This is a genomic window from Liquorilactobacillus uvarum DSM 19971 (genome assembly GCF_001434935.1).
GTDB lineage: Bacteria > Bacillota > Bacilli > Lactobacillales > Lactobacillaceae > Liquorilactobacillus > Liquorilactobacillus uvarum.
Map to the genome: position 1 here is coordinate 1 of NZ_AZEG01000090.1, position 1,678 is coordinate 1,678.

Annotated in this window: 1 protein-coding gene; it reads right to left on the reverse strand. The window is 45.5% G+C overall.

All coding sequences use genetic code 11. The features are described 5' to 3' along the window. Positions 1-202: 202 nt before the first annotated feature. Positions 203-1,513 carry an IS1380 family transposase gene (locus tag FD20_RS12490; protein ID WP_057738919.1) on the reverse strand — a complete coding sequence of 437 codons (1,311 nt, stop codon included), beginning with the start codon at positions 1,511-1,513 and terminating at the stop codon, positions 203-205. Positions 1,514-1,678 lie beyond the last annotated feature (165 nt).

The following is a 1,678-nucleotide window of genomic DNA, read 5'->3' on the forward strand; positions in this document are numbered from 1 at the left end:
CCCGAATTATTCATACGAGGTTTAATATCGGCATACCGCACAATTTTGGACCAATTCTCGTGCTGCTATGGCGTAGTCAAACCAAGATGTACTGTTTTTGCTAAAGGCTACCAAATTATGGGGCTGGATAAATTTTTGATCCTCAATTTTGAGCATACTTGCCCCTTGGCCGAACCGACTTTTTTTGATTTATTGCACCAGTTTAGCCCCACTGTAGCGCTTGGATTCGAGCTAACAGTTGATAAAACAAATCCTGATAGACGTGGTGGCGGCTTAATTTTAGATAAAGTTGCCGGCCGCTGGTCACCAGCTTACCCGCTACTTTAAACAGCCATAAGCGCAAGGTTGTAACCTGTAATCGCTGATGTTGTACAGGCAACAATTGGCGCATCAAGCTGACTAAATTATAAGCGAGGACACTGAGCATCATGCGGGCATAATTTGGTATAAATTGCGAGCTAGTCATTTTATCCAGGTAAAAGCCAGCCTTGGCTTCCTTGATATAGTTTTCCATTTGACCCCGTTGGTGATAGGCGTGAAACGCATCTTCGGCGACAAAACTCGTTAAATTGGACACGAGGTATTCATGTTGAAATAACAATTCACCAGCTGGTCGAGTTGATTTAATATAGATCTGGCGCGGCTTAGGCCATGATCGGGCTTGATAAGACGCGCGATAATAATGGACCTCGGTCTCAGTCCAATTCTGCTCATCACTGATCTGAACAAAACGTTCAGCCAGTTGGTTCAGCCGCCGATTGGCTTTCAGGCGGATCAAGTAAAAAGTGTCGTTGGCTTCACAAGTTTCGTATAATTCTGGAGTCGCAAAGCCACTATCCCCGCGGACCAAGATATCAGCGTTCGGTTTGACTTGATGATAGTGCTGTAGTAGTGGTGTGATAAAGGGGGCAATATCCGTACTGGTATAAACATTACCTGGGCGCAATTGAGCCTTTAAACAGTGGCCCGTTTGCCCGTCAAAAGCGACCAGCGGATGGTAACCCGTGGTACCGTAATGCGCATTAAAGGCCGTTTTTTCCTGATGACCATGAGTATCGGCGTGAGTCGAGTCAATATCGAGGATCAGCTGTTGTTGCTTGGCGCCAGTCCACGCTTGGTCAAGCAATGCTTGATTCAACGTTTGTAATGAGGTGATGGTCTGCTCGTCACAGCGTTGCCAAAAACGGGATAATGACGGTTGTGAGGCCAATTGCGGTTGTGCCAATAGTAATTTAAATGTGGGGTCATTGCGCAAACTGGTGGCAGCTAGATCGGCCGGGTAACCGGCGATCAACTGCAGCACGACCTGCTCTAGTAGACTAACGTTGCTGTAACGAGCGTAATGGCGCTGGTCATCAAAATGGATTAATTGATACGCTAAGGTCGTGAAATTGAGTTGCGCCATTAATTCTTTGACCAACACTAGCCCAGCATCAGTGGAAAGTTCACCACCAGTGTGCGAAATATGTAATTTAGGATTGAAATTAACCCGTTTTTCCGGTAAAGTTGCCATGAGAAGGACCTCTTTCTTTTGGTGGATAGCTGACTTGTGGTGAATCAACTATACCAAATCGGAGGTTCTTTTTCTGCACTAAAAAGGTGAAAAATAAAAAACACAGTACCGCCCATGATAACGGGGTGACACTGTACTTGGAGAACTTATGGTGAATAATTCAGG

What these genes read in the sequence shown, in the direction of transcription:
- FD20_RS12490 (WP_057738919.1), bottom strand. Translation starts at nt 1,513, where the DNA reads ATGGCAACTTTACCGGAAAAACGGGTTAATTTCAATCCTAAATTACAT.